Here is a 644-nt window from a genome sequence, read left to right as displayed (position 1 = left end):
CGAGGTGTTCGAGAACAGCGTCCGCTGTATCGCCTGGGGCGCGCGGCTGCTCGTCATCGGCTTCACCGGCGGCATCGGACTCGCACGAACCAACCTGATCCTGATGAAGGGCGCCAGCGTGCTCGGTGTGCGCGCAGGCGAGGCCGTGCGCAAAAATCCCGAGCTGGGCGAGCGTCGGATGGCGGCGCTTCTGGCCTGGGCGGAGGAAGGCAAGATGCGCCCGAACGTCTCGCACCGCGTGCCGTTCAAGGACTATGCGCAGGCGATGCGGCTATTGATCGACCGCAAGGCGATCGGCAGGGTGGCCTTGGTGATGAACGCGTAGCCCGCACGAGCGGAGCGACATGCGGGTTCACCGACACACCGCGTGAGGCCCCGGATGTCGCGATCTCCGGCGCCCTGCGGGCCCCGGCGAGCGCTCATCCGGGCTACGCCTCCGCAGCGCCACACCGCCGCCACATCACCGATGTCGTCCCGGCCTTGAGCCGGGACCCATACCGCGTGATCTCACTTGTGGCACCATGAACGTCGTTCTCCGCCAAACCCGAGCCGGTGGCTATGGGTCCCGGCTCAAGGCCGGGACGACAGCCGAGGATGTCGCGCAAGCGCACTCGGACACTACTTGTACTCGCGCTCGTCCCACC

At 67.9% G+C, this 644-nt stretch carries 1 protein-coding gene; it reads left to right on the top strand.

Going from position 1 to position 644, the window contains the following annotated elements; all coding sequences use genetic code 11:
- The coding region (locus BRAS3809_RS20640; protein ID WP_035657287.1) for a zinc-binding dehydrogenase at positions 1 to 325 on the top strand (325 nt) is incomplete at its 5' end.
- Between the last annotated feature and the right edge of the window lie 319 nt (positions 326 to 644).

Origin of the sequence: Bradyrhizobium sp. STM 3809 (assembly GCF_000239795.1) — a bacterium.
Classification (GTDB): Bacteria; Pseudomonadota; Alphaproteobacteria; order Rhizobiales; family Xanthobacteraceae; genus Bradyrhizobium.
The sequence above is the reverse complement of the archived record's forward strand: the minus strand, read 5'-3'. Positions and strand labels throughout refer to the sequence as shown.